Raw genomic sequence first — 19,613 nt, forward strand, 5'->3', positions numbered from 1 at the left:
ATCCCCCTATAAAAAATAAAATAATTAAGTATATATAGCCCAGAAATCAATTATGTTCGATTAGATAATAGAATTCCACGGACCAGGCGTTTTTAATTTTTCCTTCTTTAAATTTCTTTTCCTTATTCAGGTGGGGTGGTGGGAGGACTCAAAAAGGCGCGTGACTAGTTGTCATGCGCCTTTTTGCCGCCGAAGTGGTGGTTACTTATTCATAATTGCTTGCCATTGCGCCCAAGTATGGTCGGCATCAAATGCCTGGCAATTCTCGTACGCCCCGGTGCTGAGTTGCTGGAGCTTTGCCGGGTTCTTCAAAAGGTCAATAATCGTTGCCGGCATCTTGTCCATATTATCCAGCCGAATCAGTTGACCGTTGACCCCATCCTTGACGAACCCACTCGGTCCGTACAGGTAGTTGAAACTGACGACCGGGACCCCGTGGGCTAAGGCCTCCGCCATCGCTAGTGGCTGACCGTCGAGCCGGCCCGGATCAACAAAGAGCTGAGCCTGGTTGTAGACGTCATCCAGCTTCGGTTGGTAACCGGCAAAGGTGACGGCCTTCTCCAGCTTGAGCTTCTTGACCAGGTCCTGGTAGTTCTTGGTATCTTCATTCGACCCGTAACCGTAGAAGGTCAACTTGCTGCCCCGGACGGCCTGGTGAACCTTGGCAAAGAGCTTGATCAGCAGGTCAGTCCCCTTATCACTCCCTAGTCGGCCAACGTAGATCAGCTGGTTTGGTGTCCGGTCCGCCATTGGTACCCGCTTGCTTGCCGGGTGAACCGGGGAACCGTTAATCGTGTAGATTGGGGTGCCCTTGCCCAGCCGTTGTTGCAGGACCGCTGCCTGCATGGCGGTCATGACAATGATGCCGTCCCACTTGCTGCGGTCCTTGGTCAAAGGATCATTGAGGAAGCCATTCAGCGGCCCGTTGATCAGGTCCTGGCCATCGTCAATGTGGCTGATTGGCAGCCAGAGGAACTTCCGGGCCCGCTTGCCCAGCTGCTGGACCGGTTTGATGGCCATGGCTGGCCGGTCGGCAATGAAGGTGTTGGTCCCGGCGACCTGGTCGTTTAGCTCCTTGAGGAAGAAGGCAAAGAGACTATCAAAGTCGTCGAAGAAGCGGTCCTTGCCCTGGTAGTTTTTGAGGACGTTCAGGGAGTTAATCGGGGTGTCCTCAGTCGATTGAACGTAGTAGCGCTCCATGTAATTGCTACCGTCCGGCCGGTAGTAGCGTTCGTAGTACGGCCGGTTATTCTTGCCGAAGAAGATATCGACAGCCTTGAATCCCCGGATGTCGTACTTCGCGCGCAGGTTGATGTTGCCCGCGGCATCGTAGTAGTCGACGTGGTCTACCAGGCCGTAGGTACCGCCAATGAAGAAGACCTCGGCAACTAGGCGGTCACCATCCTTGACCGTCCGGGAGTTAGACCCGCTGCTGACCTGGTAGTCAATTGGCAAACCGAGGTCCTTGGTGTGGAGGTTGTGGCCTTGGTAGTCGGTCGTGCCGGCGAAGAAGTCAAACATGTTGACCAGCTGGTCGTCGCTGAGGCCGAACCGCCCCAGAGTAGCGTGGATGATATTGTCAAAGTCCCGGGTCACCAATTTGGCGGCTGTCTGGTGTTCTTTGAAGAGCTTCAGCCGCTTGATTTCGGCGTGCTCGATACTGGAATTACTGCTGAGCAGGTACTGGTTTACAAAGAAGAACACGGTTACTTGGCCTCCTTTTCGTTCATGTTATCAAGAATCTTTTGCCATAGCTTCATTACGCTCGGTTCGGAGTAACGTTTGCAGTCCTCGTAAGCGTTAGCGCTCATCTTGGCCAGGCGGTCCTGGTCGGTCAGCAGGCTGATGACTGCCTTGGCTAAACCGTCAATATCGCCGTTCTTGGTCAGCAAACCGTCCTGACCGTCAATGATGACGTCACTCGGTCCGTACTTGATGTCGTTGGCAATGGCCGGCAGCCCGTGGGCCTCCGCTTCCACCAGGGTGAGGGGCAGACCCTCAACCCGGCTCGGCAGGACCATTAGCTGGGCGTGGTCGTCAACGTCGGCAACGTCATTCGTGTAGCCCTTGAAGTGGACGCTGCTTTCGAGGCCGAGGTCCTTAACCTGCTTGCGGAGCTTCTTATCATAGTTATCGTTAGCGTAGCCCCACAGGTTGAGCTGGGCATCCGGCACGGCTTTTAGAACCTGTGGCCAGGCAGCAATAAGGTGTTCCTGCTGCTTTTCGGGGGAGAGCCGGGCGACGGTGACGACCTCGTGCTTGTGGCGTTTTTCGAACGGGACGTGCGGCCGGTTAAGAACATCGCTGGTAACAATTGGTCCCGGAACCCGGAAGACCGGGACGCCGGTCTTGGCATAACGAGCCTTAACATCGTCCTGCTGCTGAGGTGTCAAGGCGATTACCCCGTCCCAGTCGGTCAGGTGGTTGAGTCCCCATTCGTAGTTGAAGTTCAAGGTCGAGTGGAGGATGTCGTTGTTGTCGTTGACGTGGTCGTTATGCAATTGCATGTAACGGGGAACCCGGTGCTTCATGTGGAGGACGGACCAGCCAATTTCGTAAACCCGGTCGGTAACCAAGCCGACGGGACCGTCACCGCAGATTTCCTTATCCGTGACCAGCTGGTCGAGGAAGAAAGCCGTGAGGGCGTCGAAGCCGTTGAACTGGTAGTCGTGGCCCCGGAAGTCAAAGAGGTGGAAGCTCTTGGAGTCTTTGTCACGCTTGTCGGTCTGGTTGTTCACCTGTAAGGCTAATTTGCCAGCCGGGGTGAAGTAGTTCTCGGTCGTGACCTTGTTGGACCAGTCATAGAGGTGTTCGACGGAAACAAAGCCTCGGTTGTCGTACCAGGTCACCTTGAGGAGCTTGCCGAAGTGGTCGAAGTACTGGAGGTTGATGATGTGCTTCTTCTTATCGTTCCGCCGGCGGATGTACATGATTCGGTGACCATCACGGTAGTAGTTGTAGTTGATCCCGTCGGCCTGCCGTCGCCAGTTGGGGTCAATCTGAATGTCCTTGATGGTGACGTCCTTGGTAGGGACCTCGCGGGCGTCTTGGAAGTAGTCATACATGTTGACGAAGTCTTCGTCTTTAATTCCGGCAGCGCTAGTTACCATGTGGAGCTCGTTTGAGTACTGCCGAGTAACGATCTTTGCCGGTTCCTTGAAGTGTTCGAACAGGTGCAGACGCTGGATCTGGGCATGTTCGATTCCCGACATGTTGGTCTGAATGCCATCATTTAGAAAGAATAACATTTCAATATCTCCTTATATTTACTCATAATTGAGTTTATCACATCTGGGGGCTGGCTGCCGGTTCGACTCGGCGGGACTTCTGTTCTATAATTGAGATACAATCAAAATGGGGAAGTAGGTTTGTAGTATGAGTAGTACGGATGAACTTTTAAAAACTGCAGAAAAAAACCTTGCTGACGCCAAGCAGCAATACGAGCATGCCCAGCAGTCAGCAGAGGACGAGGAATCGCCACTGCTTGCGGTAATGAAGGCCAACTATGAAAATGCCCGCCGGAACCTGGCAAACGTCAAACAGATGGCTAAGTTGATGGCCCAACCAGTCGGTAAGGCAGCCGTCAAGCCAGCCGCTAAACCGGCATCGGCTACCTCGGCGCAGAAGAAGAAGGTAATTGACCCGAACGCGGTTAAGCTGCCAGGGAGCGCTGCCACGATATACTTCCCAACGACGGATGACTTTGTCAGTGGGAAGAATAATCAGGCCGCTCAAAAGGCCAGCCAGTGGCAGGCCGACGTGATCCGCAAGTCCAGCCAACAGGATGAAAAGCCGGACCGGGAAAAGAAGCCGGCGACCCCAAAGAAGGGTGCGGCTGATGATGACCAGGTCACCTTGACCCGTGAGCAGTACCGGAAGCAGTTGAAAAAGAAAAAGTAGAATTTAAAAGAGCAAGTCGGCAGGTTTCCTCACCGACTTGCTCTTTGAGCATTGTAGCGGCTTTTCACCACTAGCTATGTTATGATCAGGTCACCAAAGAGAAGGGGGCCTGTTCATGAACAGGGAAGAATTAAAGAAGAAACTTTCGCCAATTCAGTATGCCGTGACCCAGGAGGCGGCAACGGAGCGCCCGTTTACCGGAAAGTACGACCACTTCGCTGAGCCCGGCATCTACGTCGACGTAGTCAGTGGGGAGCCACTCTTCTCCTCGCTCGATAAGTACGATTCCGGCTGCGGCTGGCCGGCCTTTACTAAGCCGATTGCCAAGCGGGTAGTCAAAGAAAAACGCGACCAGTCCTTTGGTATGGAACGGACGGAGGTCCGCAGCCAAAAGGCCAACTCCCACCTCGGCCACGTTTTCACGGACGGACCCTTAGACCGGGGCGGCCTGCGTTACTGCATTAATTCGGCGGCCCTCCGCTTCATCCCCGCGGCCAAACTGGCGGAAGCCGGGTACGGGGAGTACCAATCACTATTTGAATAAGATAACAAAAGAAGCGACCGAAGAAAATCTTCTCCGGTCGCTTCTTTAATAATGAATAATTGCAATTAATAATTAGTGTTGAGGTTTACCCATAAACATCCCCGCGGCAGAGGCAATCAGGATTCCGAGAAAACTTACAACAGCAATTGCGTTACTTAAAGCTGACATCATGGTTAAACACCCTTTCATATTTTTTATATCATTTCTTTACACCCTTATTATAGCAACGATGGTGGGGATGAGAGATAATAATTGGGTAATTTTTCACTAAGCAAAGTGCTCATTTTGCTTACCATTCGCTTATATAAAATTAAGAAATCGCCCATCATTTTCTTTTTATTATTAAGCTAATCACTGAGCATACTTAATTTAATAAAGGCCAATGCTAACGAAGCGAAAGTCGGTCCAAAAAGATTGTTAAACACTGAGCATCAGCTTAAACGGACTTCGCTACGGGCCCAAGGAATCCGCCCATAAGGAAAACCGCCAGTGATCGTTAAGACCAGCTGACGGTTGGGTGCTTACTTAAAGAAATTAACAATGATGTCTTGGTAGGTTTGGATGGTTGCCAGGAAACTCGGAATGGTCGTAAACTCGTCCGTTTGGTGGGCCTCATTCCAGGCATCACTCCCGAGGACAATTACCGGCAGGTCAGGCCGGTCGACCGTGAAGACGCTGGCGTCCGTTGCCCCGTTGATGATGTCCGTCTTAACGGGGTGGGGGTAGTGCTGCTTGGCGGACTTGAGCGCCGACTGGACAAAGTCACTTGCCGGGTCCGTGCTGATGGGATGGTAGTCCCAGAAAATGTCCAGTTTCAACTGGTAGGGCGTCTCGCGGTTGATCTTATCGATCGCCGCGTTAAGCCGGTCGGCAACGGCCTGGTTATTAAAGGCCGCCGTTGGCCGGATGTTCCCCTCCAGTTTAGCGTGGTCGGGGATGGTGTTAATCTGGTCCCCACCTTCAATGACGGTCACACTGTGCTGGACTTTTCCTAAGTAAGGGTCCGCCGGGGCATCGTCAAAGAGGTGGCTCTCTGCTTCCACGTACTTTAACAGACCCGTGATAGCGTTGACACCGCGGTCAGGCATGGAGCTGTGGGCGGACTTCCCAGTGCTTTCAACCGAGTAGTTCAAACTTCCGGAGTGGGCGAAGACGACGTTGCCTCCGGTTGGTTCCCCGACCACCAGGGCGTCCAAGTCGTTAGCCACCCCTTGTTTGGCCAGGCGGAAGGCCCCGGGCGTCCCCAGTTCTTCACCAGCAGTGGCGATTAGTTTAACCGTGCCCGCTGGTAAGCGGTCGGCTTCCTTGAGCTTGATTAGCGCCAGAACCTGGGCGGCGAGGCCGCTCTTCATGTCGGCGGCGCCCCGTCCGTAGACCTTGTCGCCAACGATGCTACCGGCGAAGGGGTCATGGTGCCAGCTCGTGGGGTCACTGACGGCAACCGTATCCATGTGACCTGTCAGTCCCAGAATTCGTTTGTCCGTGCCCTCCCCGACTTGCGCGGTCAGGTCGGCCCGGCGGTCGCCGAATTCGTCAACCGTGGCGGTAATGCCGTGCGCCGCGAGTAGCTTTTGCAAGTACTTGGCCACCGCGACCTCGTTACCATTAGTGGAATGAATTTGAATCAAATCTTGTAATACCTTAACTTCTGGACTGGCTTCCATGAAAATTCTCCCTATACTATTAACAGTCTTGGTGGTTTAACTTCTTAGCGAGTAAGTCACCGATCACTTGGATGATCAGCACGAAGAGGAGGACCAGCAACGTTGCCACCAGGGTGACGTCGTTGTTGAAACGGTCGTAACCATATGAAATAGCGGTGTTACCTAAACCACCGGCACCAATTGCTCCGGCCATTGCGGTCAGGCTGACCAGGCTGATCAAGGAAACGGTGGAGACCCGGATCAGTTCGGAGCGGGATTCCCGCAGGTAGACGTCAAAGATGATGTCCTTGTTAGTGGAACCGATGGCCTGGGCGGCTTCAATTTTTCCCTGGTCAACACTCTTCAGTGCCACTTGCACTTGTCGTGCGTAGAAGGCGAAGAAACCGATGGACAGGGGCACCAGGGCAGCCGTGGTCCCAATCTGGGTACCAACGATTGCCTGGGTAACTGGCGCGATGAAGGCCAGCAGGATGATGAACGGGATGGCCCGGAAAACCGAGACAATCTTATCGCAGATGCTGTAGAGAACCTTGTTTTCCAAGATTCCACCGGGTTCGGTGACCACGAGGGCGATCCCGAAGATCAGACCAATCAGGCCCCCAATGATGGCCGGCCAAACGGTCATGTAGATGGTCTGAATAATGGAGGTTCCCCAGCCATTGTCACCGCCCCAGCCTAGTTGTACGACGTTTGGTAAAAAACTACTCATTCCAAATCCTCCTATCATCAATCTTGGTTACAGTAACTTTGTTATCTTCTAAGAACTTAACGGCCGCTTGCCGCTGCTGGTCGTCCCCCTTAACCACGACGAAGAGGGTACCGACTGGTTCACCGCCGAGGATTTCGATGTTCCCGTAAAGCATACTTGCTTCAACCCCGAGTTCCTTGTAGAGGGCGATGATAATTGACTTCGTGACGTTGTTGCCGTTGTAAACCAGCTGGAAGAGCTCCTCGTTGTCTGCCAGGTGGTCCAGGTTGAAGGCCTTCAGGGTGTCAACCGCGGCGAGGGAGCCCCCGACGAACTGGCGGGTCAACTCTTGTTGTGGTTGCAGGAAGACCTTTTGCAGTGGGCCCCGTTCGATGATCTGGCCGTGCTCCATGACGGCAATCTTGTTGGCAACCCGCTTGACGGCGTCCATCTCGTGGGTGATCAGGACAATGGTCAGGTCAAGCTTATCGTTTAGCTGCTTGAGCAGGTCGAGAATCTGGTTGGTGTTTTGGGGGTCCAGGGCCGAGGTGGCTTCGTCAGAAATCAAAATTTCTGGGTCGTTAGCCAGTGCCCGGGCGATGGAAACCCGCTGTTGTTCACCACCGGAGAGTTGGACGGGGTAGAAGTCTGCCTTGTCCTTGAGCCCGACCAGTTCGAGTAGTTCCAGGGCCTTCTTTTCCTGGGCATCGTCATCCAGTTTGCTATGCTTCAAGGCAAAGAGGACGTTTTCGATGACCGTCGTTTCGTTTAATAGGTTGAAGTGTTGGAAGATCATCCCGATGTTCCGCCGCTTCTCCTGGAGTTCCTTGTTGCTTAACTGCTGCTGGTGGTCCTTGAAGAAGGATTCACCGTCGATGGTGACGGAACCGTCCGTCGGCTTCTGCAGGAGGTTGATTGTCCGGACCAGGGTTGACTTTCCGGCGCCTGAGTAACCGACGATCCCGTAAATATCACCTTTTTCAATTGATAACGACACATCCTTGACGGCGTGGACAACTTCCTTGCCCTGCTTGAAAGTGACGTTAATGTTTGCCAAGTCAATAATTGGTTTCGCCATACTCGCTCCTCCTACTTGTTAAAATTCCGGTCCCATGCTGGTAATTCAGATGAACCGTAGTACTTCTTGATCAGGTGCTTGGTCTTTTCAGTTTGGTAAGCCTTAACAACGTCCTTGTAGGCCTTGTTGTTCTTGTCCTGCTTCTTAACAGCGATGATGTTGACCCATTGTGCGGAATCCTTGTTGAGTGGTTCAACGAAGATGGCCTTCTTGTAGTTCAGGCCGGCTGCTTGGGCGTAGTTGGTGTTGACCACGGCGGCGTCAACGTCGTCTAAAGTCCGGGCCGTTTGGTCAGCAGCAATTTCCTTGATCTTGATGTTCTTCTTGTTGTCAATGATGGAAGATGCTGTTGCCAGGTCAGTGCCCTTCTTAAGCTTGAAGAGACCGGCGTTCTTTAATGCGTAAAGGGCCCGGGATTCGTTAGTGGCGTCATTTGGTACCGCAATGGTTGCCCCGTCTGGCAGGTCCTTGATGTTCTTGTACTTGTTGGAGTAGACCCGGATTGGGGTGATGAAGGTATCACCGTCGGACACGATGTCAGTGTGGTGGGCCTTATTCCATGACTTCAAGAAGAGCTTGTGTTGGAAGGCGTTCAGGTCAACGTCACCGTTTTGCAGGGCCTTGTTTGGCTGGTTGTAGTCGGTGAACCGGCGGAACTTGACCGTGACCCCATACTTATCCTTGGCGGTCTTGGCGACGGAGTTCCAAATCTTATCGTCAGCCTTGGAACTAGCCATGATTCCGACCGTCACCGTCTTGGCAGCTTGTTGGTGGGGCCGAACAAAGCTGAAGTAACCGGCGATTAGGATCAAAACAACAACGACAGCCCAGATAATTGCGTTTCTTTTCTTTCTTCTCTTCATAGTAAATACTCCCTTTCAATCCTTATGAATAATTGCGATTAACCGAACGTTAGAACAGAAAAAGCACCCGTCCCAATCAGTAAAGGACGAGTGCTTCACGTTACCACCTTTGTTCGCTGGGCCATCGCTGACTCAGCCTCAGTGGGTCACTCTAACAAAACAATTAGAATTACCCAGCACGATTAACGTGTGCTAACCCGTTACCGGCTAATAATCACCGGTACCATTCCAGGCCCATCTTCGGTGCGGCCACTTACTGCTTTCCACCAACCAGCAGCTCTCTAGAAAGCTTGAGCACTTACTCTGCCTTTCAACATGTTTTAACGTTCAATTAATTTGTTGTCACTAATTATAATGACATTCTCATTTTTGTCAACAGCTTTTTTAATTTTTTATTTTAGTGGAAGCGGTATAATATAAAGTAAACTTAATGGGGATTGAAGTAGGTTTTATGAAAAAGCAAGCAGTAAAATTAGAAGATGTGGCGGCGGTCGCCGGGGTCTCAAAGACCACCGTTTCCCGGGTCCTTAACAACCGGGGTTACCTGAGCCAGGCAACAATTGATAAGGTCCATAAGGCAATGCAGGAGCTACACTACCGGCCCAATATCATTGCTCGCCAGCTTTACCAGCAGCGGACTAACCTGGTGGGCTTGGTCTTTCCAACCGTCGACAACCCGTTCTTTGGCCAGCTGGAAGCCTGCCTGGACCATGAACTGTACAAGCGGGGTTACCGGGTACTAATGGGGAACAGCCAGAATAACCCCGACCGTGAGCGGGCCTACCTTCGCCAACTACTGAACGGGCAGGTAGATGGCCTGATTGTTGGGGCCCACAACGAGGGTATTGAGCAGTATCGTAATATTCAGCTGCCGGTGGTTTCGATTGAACGATTGGTTTCTAAGGACATCCCGGTCGTGGCTGCGGACAACTATGCTGGCGGTGTCTTGGCGACCCAGCAGCTGCTAGATGATGGCTGCCAGCACATTATCCACACCAACTACCCGCATGGCCTAGCCTCGCCAAACATGGAACGGCGGCGGGCCTATGAGGAGCTGATGCGCAAGCACGACTTACCAATGTATACGTATGAGGTTAGTTTCGATAGTTCGACCGCGGAGAAGATCAAAATCTTCCACCGTCTCTTTGATGAGCACCCGGAAGTTGACGGGGTCTTCGCCGATAACGACACGAACGCCAGCCTGATTATGCAGGTGGCCCGGGAACGGGGCCGGCGAGTTCCCGAAGACCTCAAGGTGGTCGGCTTTGACGGGGCCAACATGACCCGGACACTCTTGCCGGAACTAACGACCATCCAGCAGCCCATCCAGCAGATGGCCACCGCGGCGGTCCAACTCCTCCAGGACCAGATTGATGGTAAGAAGACCACCAATTCAGTCCAGTTACCGGTTAAGCTGATTCACGGAACAACGGCATAACAAACAAGCTGGAAAAAAAGCATCAGAGTGCTCCGTATGGCTAGTATAGGGCGATCGTTGGCACGGTACGGGCCGGCGATTGTCCGTAATCAATGGACTTGCTTCGCGGCGCTAGACACTAGGAGCACGCTTCGACGCGGAGCAAGCCTATTTGGTTTTTCCGCGATTACTGTGTGATATTCGGAGAACTAAACGAGGCTGGTGAGAAAACAAGTTTTCTCCCAGCCTTATTTTGTTATCACTTCAAAAAAGTTAAAAAATTTTTTTACTAGTAAAAAGGCAAAAAGTGATGGCGGCAATCCCTTACTCTCCGAATGGAAGAGCGACCGCTTTTTGATATGGTAACCGCTTAACATGCCGTATTGTCAAACGTTTTCGTAGATGTTAACCGGTTGACAGATGAAAATGTAAGCCCTATCATAATAGTTGTCAAAAGGAAATAGACAAATTTCAAGGAGGCGTCGTGCAATGGCATTTAATAAGAGTCTTGCCGGTTATTTTGATGATATCGCACATGTGGGAATCCCAACTGATGATCTAAAGAAGACAATTGCTTTTTGGGAAAAGTTAGGTTTCAAGAAGCAAGGGGAATTCGACACTGATGACCAGGGACACCAAGTGGTCTTCATGAAGTTCGCCCACTTGATGCTTGAAATCTGGGACAGTGATGGTGCTGTTCACAAGACCGGGGCCATCAACCACATCTCACTGAACGTTGAAGATGCCGATGGTGCTTACAAGGCTGCTAAGGAAGAGGGCTTCAATATCAAGGAAGATGAAGTCCAACACCTTGACTACTGGAAGCACGGCATTAAGTACTTCAACATCGTGGGACCAAACGATGAAACCATTGAATTCTGTGAAGTTGTAAAGGGTTAAAAACCACCATCAATTTAAGGAGGAAAAAATCATGAAAGCATTAGTTATGACAGGTGTTAAGAAGTTAGAAGTCGAAAACGACTACAAGAAGCCAGAAGTTAAGCCAAATGAAGTCTTAGTCCACACCGCTTGGGCTGGTATTTGTGGGACTGATAAGGCCCTCTATAATGGTCTGCCAGGTTCCGCTGACGCTGTTCCACCGATTGTTTTAGGGCACGAAAACTCCGGTGTAATTGCCGCCGTTGGTAGCGATGTTCAAGACTTCAAGGTTGGTGACCGGGTAAGCGTTGACCCGAACATTTACTGCCACAAGTGCTTCTACTGCCGGACTTCTCGTCCCGAACTTTGTGAACACCTGGATGCCGTTGGTGTTACCCGTGATGGTGGCTTCGCTGAATTCTTCACTGCCCCTGAAGAAGTTGTTTACCACGTTCCGGACAATGTTTCCTTGGAAGCCGCTGCGGTTATTGAACCAATTTCCTGTGCTGCCCACGGTGTTGACCTGCTGGAAACTCACCCATACCAAACCGCTTTGATTATTGGTGATGGTTTCGAAGGTCAACTGATTGCCCAAATCCTGAAGTCCCGTGGTGTTAAGGAAGTTACCTTAGCCGGGACTGTTGATGAGAAGCTAGAAAACAACAAGAAGCACTTTGGCTTCAAGACCATCAACAACATCAAGGAACCAGACGCTATTAAGCCAGACAGCTACGACATTGTTGTTGAAGCCGTTGGTCTGCCAAAGACTCAGGAACAAGCCGTTGAAGCTGCTCGTCGTGGCGGCCAAGTTCTGATGTTCGGTGTTGGTAACCCTGACTCCGAATTTAAGGTTAATACTTACAAGGTTTACCAGAAGCAACTGCACATCCAAGGTTCCTTCATTAACCCATACACCTTCGAAGATTCAATCGCCCTGCTGCAATCCGGCGATGTTGACCCACTGCCACTGATTTCCAACGTTTTGGACTTCGCCCACGTTGAAGACTTCGTAAGTGGTAAGCTTGGTAACATTTCCAAGGCCATCGTTAAGGTTGCCGGCGAAGACGCCTAAACTTGAAAATAAAACTTAATTAACCGCTTTTACCTGGTGGGACCCCTTATTGGAGTCCCACCAGGTTTTTTTAAAATTCCCTGGTCAATGTGAACCTATTATGCTATATTAAAATCTAATGAGAAATAATCACATCTGAGATTAATGAAAGGGGTCTTAATAGTGACACGAAAGGTTGCCGTAATTGGGATGGGACACGTTGGTTCAACGGTGGCGCATTACATCGTTGCTAATGGTTTCGCTGACGACCTGGTTTTAATTGACACTAATGAAAAGAAGGTTAACGCCGATGCCTTGGACTTTGAGGACGCCATGGCTAACCTCCTTCACCACACCAACATTTACGTCAATGACTACGGACAATTAAAGGATACCGACGTCATCGTCTCTGCTCTGGGGAACATTAAGCTCCAGGACAACCCAGACGCCGACCGTTTTGCGGAACTTCCATTCACCCGGGACGCGGTGCCAAAGGTTGCCGAAAAGATTAAGGAGAGTGGCTTCAACGGCAAGATTGTTGCCATTACCAACCCCGTTGACGTTATCACCTCCATTTACCAATCCGTAACCGGCCTGCCAAAGAACCAAGTCATCGGTACCGGGACCCTGCTTGACTCCGCCCGGATGAAGCGCGCCGTGGCCAGTCGCCTTAACGTTGACCCCCGTTCCGTTGAGGGCTACAACCTTGGTGAACACGGGAACTCACAATTTACGGCCTGGTCCACGGTCCGTGTTCTGGAACAACCAATCACTGAACTGGCCAAGAAGCGCGGCTTAGACCTGGACGAACTGGACCACGAGGCCCGGATGGGGGGCTGGAAGGTCTTCTCCGGTAAGAAGTACACCAGTTACGGGGTCGCCACTGCGGCTGTTCGTCTGGTTAACACCATCCTTTCCGACGCCCACACCGTTATGCCGGTTTCCAACTTCCGTGAAGAATACGACTGCTACCTTTCATACCCCGCAGTTGTTGGCCGGAACGGGATTGAAGAACAAGTGCAACTCCACCTGACTGATGAAGAACTTGACAAGCTGCAGACCTCCGCTAACTTCATCAAGGAAAAGTACCAGGAAAGTCTGGAAGCCAACAAGAAGGCCTAAAACTAGCGCAGTAGGGTCGATAATGTTACACTAATCATTAAACACACGGAAAGTGGCGTCGTTCATTCGACACCGCTTTTCTTTTGTCTCACTACTGATGAAAGGAAATATTATCGATGACAAGAGAAGTGAAGAAAATCATTGCCGTGGTGATCTTCTGCGAATTCCTGATCTGCTTGGGGATGAGCCTGATTTTCCCGGTAATGCCGTTTATCAAGAATGAGTACCATTTTTCCGCCTTCGACATGGGGGTTATGTCGTCACTCTTTGCCTTTGTCCAGTTCGTCGCCTCCCCAGTGGTCGGACGAGTTTCCGACAAGATGGGCCGAAAGCCAATGCTGGTGTGGGGGCTGTTAATCTTCTCCTTAGCCGAATTCGTCTTTGCCCTGGCCAACCAGCTCTGGCTCTTCGACGTCTCCCGGGCGGTTGACGGCCTGTCGGCAGCGATGTTCGTGCCCACCTCGATGGCCTTGGCGGCGGACCTGACGAGCGTTAAGGACCGGGCCAAGGTAATCGGCTGGCTATCGGCGGCCTTTAGCGGGGGCCTGATCTTGGGACCCGGCCTCGGCGGCATCCTGGCTAACATTAATTACAAGTTTCCCTTCTGGGTTGCCGGCATCCTGGGCATCATCAGTACCCTCGTCGCCATGTCCTTGCTGCCGAGCGATCGCGACGAGCGCTTTAAGAGCACGACCGACAACCCGGAAGGCGACCTTCTGTCTGGTGGCTGGGCGCAGGTCAAAAAGCTCCTTTCCCCGGTGATGGTCACCCTGTTTCTGATGATCTTCATCATGGCATTTGGCCTGGCGGGCTTCGAGAGCATTTACAGCCTGTACGTTAACGAGGTCCACAACTTTGACCTCCAGTCCATCGCTTTAGTCCTGACTTTGAACGGGATCATCTCCCTGATCCTCCAGGTCTTCTTCTTTGACCGGATGGTACAATGGTGGGGTGAAATCCGGGTGATCCGCTACTGCTTCTTCGCCAGCGCCATCGGAACGGTCTTTGTTATTTACGACCACTCTCACTGGCAACTGATTGTGGCCACCCTGGTCGTCTTTGAGGCCTTTGACATGTTGCGGCCAGCAATCACGACCCTGCTGACGAAGATGAGTAGGGATAACCAGGGCTTGCTAAACGGGGTCAACATGTCGCTGACTAGTGTCGGCAACATCATCGGCCCGCTGATTTCGGGGGCCCTGCTGGACATCAACTACCAGTACCCGTACTGGATTGTCATCGTCTTCTTGATGGGATCGTTCATCATCACCTTTGGATTACAGCACTTACGGAAACAAAACGCATAAGGAGGGGACCCAATTGTGGGGAACATATTATTGATGGTAATTGTCGGCTTAGCGGTCGGTATCTTTGTGATCTCGCTTGGCGGCGGGGGCGGAGCAATCTACCTTGGTGTCTTGACAGCGATTTTTCAACTATCACCAGGGGCCGCAGCCGCGACGTCAATCGTCACCTCACTTCCGGCCCTGATCATGGGGTCCTGGTCCTACTACCGCCGCGGGCTGATTGACTTCAGCCTGGGCAACCGGATGATGATTGCCGCCATCCCTAGCATCTTCGTCGGCTTCTTCATCTCGCCATTCTTCCCGGAAAGGGTTTATAAAATCATCATTGGGGCAATCCTGGCCTTTCTCGGGGCCCAGCTGATTTACAAGGTCTACCGGCAGACTGACAGTAAAAAGGAAGGCCGGATGTCGGCTAAAACCGCGAGTGTCCTCTACGGCATTATGGGGGGCCTGATGGTTGGTATCGCTGGCCTAAGTGGTGGGGGCCCAATCACTACCGGTCTCCTTCTTTTGGGGGCCTCGATGGCCGAAGCGGCCGCTACCTCATCCTACGTTTTAGTGGGGATGTCAATTGTCGGCGCCCTCCTGCACATCAGCGGGGGCAACATTGATTGGCACGCCGCGGGCGGCCTAATTGCTGGTTCACTGGTGGGGGCCTTCTTGGCGCCGCCGGTGGTCCTGTGGATGACGGCCAAGCCGAACCGGGCCCGGATTGTTAAGCTCTTCATGGGCGTCTTTATCATCGTGATGGGGGTTCGGACAGCCTTATAACAAAAAGAAGACCACGGTCAAGAAAATTCTCGACCGTGGTCTTTTTAGGATCTTGATTAATTAATGATGTACTTAATCGTCGTTCCCTTAATTGCCGCAATCGCGTTGTTGGCCACAATCTTGCCCATTGCATCCCGGGCTTCGATTGAGGCGTTTCCGATATGGGGCGTCAAGATAACGTTACTAAGCTTTTTGTACTGGTCATCGACTTCTGGTTCCCGCTCGTAAACATCGAGCGCTGCACCGGCAATGTCCTTCTTTTGCAATGCCGTAAGGACGGCCGCTTCATTAATGACGGGGCCCCGGGCACAGTTGATGAGGACGGCGGTCTTCTTCATCTCCGCCAGCTGGGCGCTATCGATCATGTGGTGCGTTTCATCAGTGAGTGGGCAGTGCAGGGTAACCACGTCGGCCTGCTTGAGCAATTCGTCCAGGCTGACATAGTCTGCGGAACAGGCGGCCTCAACCGCTGGGCTTGCTTGGTGCCGTTGGGTGTAAATGACCTTCATGTTAAAGGCGTGCATCCGCTTGGCAACCGCCTGGCCAATGCTCCCCAGGCCGACAATGCCGAGGGTCTTACCGGCGAGTTCGGGACCGAGGAAGAAGAGCGGTGCCCAGCCATCAAAGCCGATTGTCCGCATCCGGTGGTCACCCTCAACAATCCGCCGCATCAGGGCAATCATTAAGCCGCAGGCAACTTCCGCCGTAGCGGTTGATGAAACAAACGGGGTATTTGTAACATCGATTCCCTTTTCGCGGGCGTACTTAACGTCAATGTTATTGAAGCCGGCCCCGAAGTTAGCAATCAATTTGAGCTGGGGAGCAGCATCAATAACCACCTTGTTGACCTGGGTAGAGAGCGGGGTGATGAGAACTTGACAGTCAGCAACGTGCTTGATCAATTCATCGGTGGTGATCAAACCGTCACCATCGTAAACCGCAAAGTCAATTCCCGCCTTCTGCAAAAGCTCCGTTGCAACCGTTGGCAGTTTTGCTGATAGATATACTTTAGCCATAATCTTCGCCTTCCTAAATAATTATCAAGTATGTGAGTATTATCAAGTATGTAAGCGCTAACAGCTTTATTATAGTTCTTTTTCAGATAAAGGAGAAGATTGGCGGATAAACTTCCTAAATCACGTTTTGTTGTCCGGTTACGCAAATGGGAAGCAGCGGGCAATCGTTACAGCGGGGATTTTTCGCCATACACCGGTAGCGCCCCCAGAAAATCATGCTGTGGTGGGCGTCCAGCCACTTTTCTTTGGGAACGGCCTCCCGCAATCGCTTCTCAATCGCCAAAACGGTGGCCTTGGGTGGGACCATTGCTAGCCGACGGGCCACCCGGCTAACGTGGGTGTCGACTGGGAAGGCGGGGATGGCGAAGCACTCGGCCATCACGACGTTGGCCACCTTACGGCCGACCCCGGGCAGGGAGGTCAGCTCCTTCAGGGTTCGGGGAACTTTACCATTAAAATCGGTGACCAGCTTCCGTGAACAGTTGACCAGGTACTTGGCCTTGTTGTGGTAGAGGCCCAGCCGTTTGATGTAGGGCTCGACATCAACTGGTTCGGCAGCCGCCAGGTCCTGGGGAGTTGGAAAGCGGTCAAACAGGGCCGGCGTCAGGTTATTGACGGACTGGTCAGTTGACTGGGCACTGAGGATGACGGCCAAAAGGAAGTGGAAGTGGGTGTCGGCATAGAGGGTAGTCCCGGCATCAGGGTACTCGCGCCGCATTGTCTTAATTGCGTCATAGATTTCTTGATTGTTAAGCATTAAAAATCACTCCAAACGAACTAACTAGTCCTAGTTTACCCCTCAAATTAGTGAATTATTAGTGATTTTCCCAATGAAAATTTAATTTTTATTCATTGGGGCCTGGTTGCCGGTCTGCCGGGCTTCCGCAAAATATTATTAGGACCCTGCTATTAAGCTAAAAGGCTTACAAATAAAATTAATATTTGACCATAAGAAGAACGGTTGGTAAAATAAATTAAAGCTTTTCTTATAATTCTAATATATTTTTAATTAAGGGAGGAAGAGTCATGAGTTTTTGGAAAACAATCACGCGAAAAGAAGACCCGCGCGTTTACGAAAATAAAGATGGCCACTTGGTGCGATCATTAAAGGTTCGGGACTTCCTCGCCCTCGGTGTGGGGACGATTGTGTCGGCTTCCATTTTTACTCTTCCTGGTGAAGTGGCAGCGATGCATACGGGGCCAGCGGTAGCTATCTCATTCGTCGTTGCTGCCGTTGTTGCCGGTCTGGTGGCATTTGCTTACGCTGAAATGGCGGCGGCCATGCCATTTGCCGGGTCCGCGTATTCTTGGATTAACGTTGTCTTTGGGGAGTTCTTCGGCTGGATCGCCGGATGGGCCCTGCTAGCAGAATATTTTATTGCCTTAGCCTTCGTTGGAGCCGGGCTCTCGGCCAACTTACGGGCCCTGCTCGCCCCGGCGGGAATCAAGCTGCCGGCGTCTTTATCCAACGCTTTTGGGACTGAAGGTGGGGTCGTTGACCTGATCTCAGTTGTTGTTATTGCCCTGGTGGCAATCTTGATTGCCCACGGGGCTTCTAAGGCGGCCCGGGTGGAAACTCTCTTGGTCTGTTTAAAGGTTTTCGCCATCCTGCTCTTCGTTGTTGTGGGGTTGACCGCTATTAAGACCAGCAACTACGTACCATTTATCCCGAAGTACCACGAAACGGCTAACGGTCCGTTTGGTGGCTGGCAAGGAATCTATGCCGGGGTTTCGATGATTTTCCTCTCCTACATCGGTTTTGATTCTATTGCCGCTAACTCGGCAGAAGCCATCAACCCACAAAAGACAATGCCGCGGGGGATCCTGGGTTCCCTGCTGATTGCTGTGGTCCTCTTCGTTTCCGTTGCCATGGTTCTGATGGGGGTTCTTCCGTACAGTAAGTACGCTAACAGCGCCGAACCAGTTGGGTTAGCACTGCGGGCTGCTGGTCACGGTGGCGTGGCCGTGGTTGTTCAGTCAATCGCCGTTGTGGGGATGTTTACCGCCCTGATTGGGATGAGCTTGGCCGGTTCCCGGTTGATTTACTCATTCGGCCGTGACGGAATGTTGCCAAAATGGATTGGTAAATTGGATAAGGCTGGCCGGCCAAACCGGGCCCTCTGGACACTGACGATTGTGACCATTGTGATTGCGGCCTTCTTCCCGTTTGCCTTCTTATCCCAGCTGGTTTCTGCAGGGACTCTGATTGCCTTCATGTTCGTATCCCTGGGGATTTACGCCCTGCGGAAGCGAGAAGGTAAGGACATCGCGGATCCATCCTTTAAGATGCCGTTCTACCCAGTGATGCCCGCACTTGGCTTCCTGGCCGCCCTGTTTGTGTTCATGGGGCTGGATTACCAGGCCAAGCTGTATGCCGGAATTTGGTTCGTCCTCGGGCTAATCATCTACTTTAGCTACGGGGTCCGGCACTCCTTCCTGGCAAAGAAAAATAAGAAGTAATTACTGAATAAGGACAAAGCGACCGGTGGGGAGATCCTCCACGGTCGCTTTTTTGCGCGCCGCCTTGCCTTGGTGAATTGATCTCGGTTATAATTTAAGTGCCGTCTTAGCTCAGATAGGTAGAGCACATCCATGGTAAGGGTGACACGGCAGTTCAACTCTGCCAGACGGCTCTAGTGAAATGGGAGGACGCTGATATAAGGGCGTTCCTCTTTTTTTATCCTAAAAAAGCGCCCCACCCCCGGGTAAAGGGGATGGAGCGCCAGGGTCACTACCTGAGCAACCACTTAATTAGGTGTTTAACGTGCTTACTAGGCACAATGATAATGATTAGCCAAATATGGCCCATGGGGTTCACCCCCAGTTGCACTTACAATTTGGGATTGGTAGTCCCGGAGTGCTTACTCATTGTATCATACTAATTTCATGCTATAATATAACTATGATAATGATTAGCCGGAGTGCAAAATGGAATCAGTTGGTTACTTATTCCGAACCGGTTGGGGCGCTTAATAGGCGTCCTTTTTTATTGGTGAAAAAAGACGGTGAACAGAACGTTCATCGTCGGCCTTGCCTGTTAGTGAAAAATAGTTTTCCCACAGCTTTCCCACAGTTTCAATTTTCAATGCTTTTTAACCATGAATAAAGGTGTTTTAAACGCTGATATTAAAGGAATTAAGAGCCGTTGTTAACCTTTAAAAAGGATTGTAACTCTGCCAGACGGCTCTAGTGAAATGGGAGGATGCTGATATAAGGGTGTTTCTCTTTTTTTAATCCCCGGAATGTCAATTTAAATTAGAAATTGGTCATCTGTAATATACTTCATGAATACTTCCAAAGGTGTTTGATAATT

The 19,613-nt window shown here is 51.6% G+C and carries 17 protein-coding genes, 1 tRNA gene and 1 other annotated feature; of the genes, 10 read left to right on the forward strand and 8 right to left on the reverse strand.

The features are described from left to right. Nucleotides 1-201: 201 nt before the first annotated feature. Nucleotides 202-1,704, reverse strand: a complete 1,503-nt coding sequence (locus QOS01_RS08855; RefSeq protein WP_283622031.1) for a glycosyltransferase — start codon at nucleotides 1,702-1,704, stop codon at nucleotides 202-204. 2 nt (nucleotides 1,705-1,706) lie between these two features. Continuing rightward, nucleotides 1,707-3,248: a glycosyltransferase gene (locus tag QOS01_RS08860; RefSeq protein ID WP_283622032.1), complete on the reverse strand. Its 1,542-nt coding sequence runs from the start codon at nucleotides 3,246-3,248 to the stop codon at nucleotides 1,707-1,709. 127 nt (nucleotides 3,249-3,375) lie between these two features. Here QOS01_RS08860 and QOS01_RS08865 point away from each other — a divergent pair, with 127 nt between their 5' ends. Both QOS01_RS08865 and msrB read left to right on the forward strand, forming a co-directional pair. Next, nucleotides 3,376-3,900 carry a hypothetical protein gene (locus QOS01_RS08865; protein ID WP_283622033.1) on the forward strand — a complete coding sequence of 175 codons (525 nt, stop codon included), beginning with the start codon at nucleotides 3,376-3,378 and terminating at the stop codon, nucleotides 3,898-3,900. A 115-nt stretch (nucleotides 3,901-4,015) separates the two neighbouring features. Continuing rightward, nucleotides 4,016-4,444, forward strand: a complete 429-nt coding sequence (msrB, locus tag QOS01_RS08870) for a peptide-methionine (R)-S-oxide reductase MsrB (RefSeq protein WP_283622034.1) — start codon at nucleotides 4,016-4,018, stop codon at nucleotides 4,442-4,444. A 521-nt stretch (nucleotides 4,445-4,965) separates the two neighbouring features. Here msrB and QOS01_RS08875 read toward each other — a convergent pair. Genes QOS01_RS08875 through QOS01_RS08890 form a run of 4 tightly spaced genes read right to left on the reverse strand, consistent with a single transcriptional unit; the run spans nucleotide 4,966 to nucleotide 8,737 of the window. Then, nucleotides 4,966-6,108 (reverse strand): ArgE/DapE family deacylase, encoded by a 1,143-nt coding sequence (locus QOS01_RS08875; protein ID WP_283622035.1) that lies wholly within the window; start codon nucleotides 6,106-6,108, stop codon nucleotides 4,966-4,968. Nucleotides 6,109-6,127: 19 nt separating this feature from the next. Next, nucleotides 6,128-6,817 (reverse strand): methionine ABC transporter permease, encoded by a 690-nt coding sequence (locus tag QOS01_RS08880; RefSeq protein WP_283622036.1) that lies wholly within the window; start codon nucleotides 6,815-6,817, stop codon nucleotides 6,128-6,130. Then, nucleotides 6,810-7,874, reverse strand: a complete 1,065-nt coding sequence (locus tag QOS01_RS08885; protein WP_283622037.1) for a methionine ABC transporter ATP-binding protein — start codon at nucleotides 7,872-7,874, stop codon at nucleotides 6,810-6,812. Before QOS01_RS08885 ends, QOS01_RS08880 begins: the two co-directional genes overlap by 8 nt. Before the next feature lie 11 nt (nucleotides 7,875-7,885). Continuing rightward, a complete protein-coding gene (locus QOS01_RS08890; protein WP_283622038.1) occupies nucleotides 7,886-8,737 on the reverse strand; it encodes a MetQ/NlpA family ABC transporter substrate-binding protein in 852 nt (283 codons plus the stop codon). Nucleotides 8,738-8,816: 79 nt separating this feature from the next. After that, nucleotides 8,817-9,060, reverse strand: a binding site (T-box leader). A 128-nt stretch (nucleotides 9,061-9,188) separates the two neighbouring features. On the opposite strand from QOS01_RS08890, the gene QOS01_RS08895 reads away from it, so the two are divergent. From QOS01_RS08895 to QOS01_RS08920, 6 genes are all read left to right on the forward strand, one after another. After that, the gene (locus QOS01_RS08895) at nucleotides 9,189-10,175 is read left to right on the forward strand and encodes a LacI family DNA-binding transcriptional regulator (RefSeq protein ID WP_283622039.1); all 987 of its coding nucleotides are present in this window, start codon (nucleotides 9,189-9,191) and stop codon (nucleotides 10,173-10,175) included. Between the two features lie 468 nt (nucleotides 10,176-10,643). Then, on the forward strand, nucleotides 10,644-11,054 hold the full coding sequence (locus QOS01_RS08900) for a VOC family protein (RefSeq protein WP_047768652.1): 411 nt from the start codon (nucleotides 10,644-10,646) through the stop codon (nucleotides 11,052-11,054). Nucleotides 11,055-11,085: 31 nt separating this feature from the next. Then, nucleotides 11,086-12,105, forward strand: a complete 1,020-nt coding sequence (locus QOS01_RS08905; protein ID WP_283622040.1) for a zinc-dependent alcohol dehydrogenase family protein — start codon at nucleotides 11,086-11,088, stop codon at nucleotides 12,103-12,105. Nucleotides 12,106-12,267: 162 nt separating this feature from the next. Beyond that, nucleotides 12,268-13,206, forward strand: a complete 939-nt coding sequence (locus tag QOS01_RS08910) for an L-lactate dehydrogenase (RefSeq protein ID WP_283622041.1) — start codon at nucleotides 12,268-12,270, stop codon at nucleotides 13,204-13,206. Between the two features lie 116 nt (nucleotides 13,207-13,322). Continuing rightward, complete coding sequence (locus QOS01_RS08915) at nucleotides 13,323-14,513, forward strand: MFS transporter (protein WP_283622042.1); 1,191 nt, start codon at nucleotides 13,323-13,325, stop codon at nucleotides 14,511-14,513. 15 nt (nucleotides 14,514-14,528) lie between these two features. Continuing rightward, nucleotides 14,529-15,284, forward strand: coding sequence for a sulfite exporter TauE/SafE family protein (locus tag QOS01_RS08920; protein ID WP_283622043.1), 756 nt, complete (start codon nucleotides 14,529-14,531; stop codon nucleotides 15,282-15,284). A gap of 56 nt (nucleotides 15,285-15,340) precedes the next feature. Here QOS01_RS08920 and QOS01_RS08925 read toward each other — a convergent pair whose 3' ends face one another. Together QOS01_RS08925 and nth are read right to left on the reverse strand one after the other, a co-directional pair. Continuing rightward, nucleotides 15,341-16,300, reverse strand: coding sequence for a 2-hydroxyacid dehydrogenase family protein (locus QOS01_RS08925; protein ID WP_283622044.1), 960 nt, complete (start codon nucleotides 16,298-16,300; stop codon nucleotides 15,341-15,343). Between the two features lie 115 nt (nucleotides 16,301-16,415). Then, complete coding sequence (nth, locus tag QOS01_RS08930; protein ID WP_283622045.1) at nucleotides 16,416-17,057, reverse strand: endonuclease III; 642 nt, start codon at nucleotides 17,055-17,057, stop codon at nucleotides 16,416-16,418. 269 nt (nucleotides 17,058-17,326) lie between these two features. On the opposite strand from nth, the gene QOS01_RS08935 reads away from it, so the two are divergent. Together QOS01_RS08935 and QOS01_RS08940 are read left to right on the forward strand one after the other, a co-directional pair. Further along, complete coding sequence (locus tag QOS01_RS08935; RefSeq protein ID WP_283622046.1) at nucleotides 17,327-18,760, forward strand: APC family permease; 1,434 nt, start codon at nucleotides 17,327-17,329, stop codon at nucleotides 18,758-18,760. A gap of 100 nt (nucleotides 18,761-18,860) precedes the next feature. Then, nucleotides 18,861-18,933, forward strand: a tRNA-Thr gene (locus tag QOS01_RS08940). Nucleotides 18,934-19,613 lie beyond the last annotated feature (680 nt).

The organism is Limosilactobacillus avium (assembly GCF_947381485.1).
Taxonomy (GTDB): domain Bacteria; phylum Bacillota; class Bacilli; order Lactobacillales; family Lactobacillaceae; genus Limosilactobacillus; species Limosilactobacillus avium.

What these genes read in the sequence shown, in the direction of transcription:
- QOS01_RS08860 (WP_283622032.1), bottom strand. Translation starts at nt 3,248, where the DNA reads ATGTTATTCTTTCTAAATGATGGCATTCAGACCAACATGTCGGGAATC.
- QOS01_RS08865 (WP_283622033.1), top strand. Translation starts at nt 3,376, where the DNA reads ATGAGTAGTACGGATGAACTTTTAAAAACTGCAGAAAAAAACCTTGCT.
- msrB (WP_283622034.1), top strand. Translation starts at nt 4,016, where the DNA reads ATGAACAGGGAAGAATTAAAGAAGAAACTTTCGCCAATTCAGTATGCC.
- QOS01_RS08875 (WP_283622035.1), bottom strand. Translation starts at nt 6,108, where the DNA reads ATGGAAGCCAGTCCAGAAGTTAAGGTATTACAAGATTTGATTCAAATT.
- QOS01_RS08880 (WP_283622036.1), bottom strand. Translation starts at nt 6,817, where the DNA reads ATGAGTAGTTTTTTACCAAACGTCGTACAACTAGGCTGGGGCGGTGAC.
- QOS01_RS08885 (WP_283622037.1), bottom strand. Translation starts at nt 7,874, where the DNA reads ATGGCGAAACCAATTATTGACTTGGCAAACATTAACGTCACTTTCAAG.
- QOS01_RS08890 (WP_283622038.1), bottom strand. Translation starts at nt 8,737, where the DNA reads ATGAAGAGAAGAAAGAAAAGAAACGCAATTATCTGGGCTGTCGTTGTT.
- QOS01_RS08895 (WP_283622039.1), top strand. Translation starts at nt 9,189, where the DNA reads ATGAAAAAGCAAGCAGTAAAATTAGAAGATGTGGCGGCGGTCGCCGGG.
- QOS01_RS08900 (WP_047768652.1), top strand. Translation starts at nt 10,644, where the DNA reads ATGGCATTTAATAAGAGTCTTGCCGGTTATTTTGATGATATCGCACAT.
- QOS01_RS08905 (WP_283622040.1), top strand. Translation starts at nt 11,086, where the DNA reads ATGAAAGCATTAGTTATGACAGGTGTTAAGAAGTTAGAAGTCGAAAAC.
- QOS01_RS08915 (WP_283622042.1), top strand. Translation starts at nt 13,323, where the DNA reads ATGACAAGAGAAGTGAAGAAAATCATTGCCGTGGTGATCTTCTGCGAA.
- QOS01_RS08925 (WP_283622044.1), bottom strand. Translation starts at nt 16,300, where the DNA reads ATGGCTAAAGTATATCTATCAGCAAAACTGCCAACGGTTGCAACGGAG.
- nth (WP_283622045.1), bottom strand. Translation starts at nt 17,057, where the DNA reads ATGCTTAACAATCAAGAAATCTATGACGCAATTAAGACAATGCGGCGC.
- QOS01_RS08935 (WP_283622046.1), top strand. Translation starts at nt 17,327, where the DNA reads ATGAGTTTTTGGAAAACAATCACGCGAAAAGAAGACCCGCGCGTTTAC.